Origin of the sequence: Bathymodiolus heckerae thiotrophic gill symbiont (assembly GCF_900128515.1) — a bacterium.
Lineage (GTDB): Bacteria > Pseudomonadota > Gammaproteobacteria > PS1 > Pseudothioglobaceae > Thioglobus_A.
In genome coordinates, this window is record NZ_FQTP01000181.1 from 1 (window position 1) to 1,761 (window position 1,761).

Annotated in this window: 1 protein-coding gene and 1 pseudogene; both read left to right on the forward strand. The window is 41.1% G+C overall.

Going from position 1 to position 1,761, the window contains the following annotated elements; translation table 11 throughout:
* A pseudogene (locus BTHERMOSOX_RS10895) lies at window positions 1-1,497 on the forward strand (Tn3 family transposase); the annotation flags it as partial.
* Window positions 1,498-1,551: 54 nt separating this feature from the next.
* Window positions 1,552-1,761 (forward strand): transposase (locus BTHERMOSOX_RS10900; RefSeq protein ID WP_138121157.1); only part of this gene is annotated, 210 nt, incomplete at its 3' end.

Below are 1,761 nucleotides of genomic sequence, written 5' to 3' on the forward strand. Positions count from 1 at the left end.
CTATTGCATTCAGAAGAGCCGGATGAAATACAATTACAGGATATTCGGCAGACGATTATCGAGCGGCCAGATTTAAGTGAGTTCTCACGAGTACATACGGAATATGGCGGCAAAAATGAATGTCGTTTCATGAAGCCTATTTTCAGTAATCGAAGAGCAGAGCTCTTACGAATTTTATCAACGCTGAAATTTGTTTCCACCAGTCAAGATCTAAGCTTTAAACGCGCATTAACTTTAATGCTTGCTCAACGTAGCAAGCATGGCGAATGGATAACACTAAAAAAGGATACCGAGATTTATTTGAGTTTGTCGGATTTAGCTTGGATACCTGAGAAATGGTGGAAACTGGTCACTGGAAATCAGCAAAGAAAAACCGCTCCAACACAACTTAACCGTCGACAGTTTGAAGTGTGTGTTTGCATGCAAATGGTACGCGAATTAAAATCAGCCGATATGTGCGTCATCGGTGCAAACAACTATTCAGACACCCGTGATGAACTGTTATCGTTAGAGGAATGTGCGCAGACGAAAGAAACCTATGGCCAAGAAGTGGGGCTTCCTGTTGAAGCTGAAGCTTTCGTTCAACATGTGAAGGATCTGTTAACGATAGCCGCGCGAAAAGTCGATGATGCGTACCCAGATAACACATTCTTTGAAATCAATGATGGTCGCCCCAAATTATCCCTATTTAAGAAAAAACCACTCCCTGAAGGATTTAAAGAGCTTGATGCGGCATTAACTAAGAAGCTTGATAAACTTGAATTATCCCTATTAGATGTTCTTACTGATACATCACAATGGATCGGTTGGGATAAGAAATTCAGTCCGCTCAGTGGTCATCAAGGTAAGCTCAATGACGATGTGCGGCGCAAGATTCTCACCACCTTCGCCTATGGAACGGGGTTAGGGGCCACTCAAACAGCACGTAATATTGCCGATATTAGCGCCCGACAAATTTCTTTCATCAACCAACGTCAAACCTCCACTGAAAAACTAGAGTCTGCGATCTGTGACACCATCAATGCTTACAATCAATTTCAATTACCTCGCTATTGGGGAGATACCAAGCGAGCGGCTGCGGATGGTACTCAGTGGAACTTATATGAAAATAATTTGTTGTCAGAAAGCCATATTCGTTACGGTGGATATGGTGGTATAGCCTATTACCATGTGAGTGATACCTACATCGCACTGTTTTCACATTTTATTCCCTGTGGAGCATGGGAAGCTATCTATATTCTGGATGGCCTGACGAAGAATAAATCGAATATAAAAGCAGATATTTTGCACGGTGATACACAAGCGCAGAGTGCTCCAGTGTATGGATTAGCTTTTTTACTGGGCATTAAGTTAATGCCCAGAATACGCAACTGGAAAGATTTAAAGTGGTTCCGTCCATCACCTCAAGAATCGTACAAAAATATCGATGAATTGTTTAGCAACGAAGCCATTGATGGGGAGTTGATCGCCCGTCATTTGCCCGATATGATGTGGATACACTATTTAGGACACAAAAACTAAGATTTACCCCCTAAATATAGAGTACCCAAAATGACTAAGAAAAAGCCAAATACTTACACACCTGAATTTAAAGAATCTGCTATTAAATTAGCCTTAGATTCTGATGAATCTATCCCTCAAATCGCTAAAAATTTGGGCGTTAATTCCAACACTCTTTATACTTGGGTTCATAACGCTTCAAAATCCAAGGGTAATACTAACGTGGCTAGCAACGAGTCGAATGAAAATGAAATAAAACGA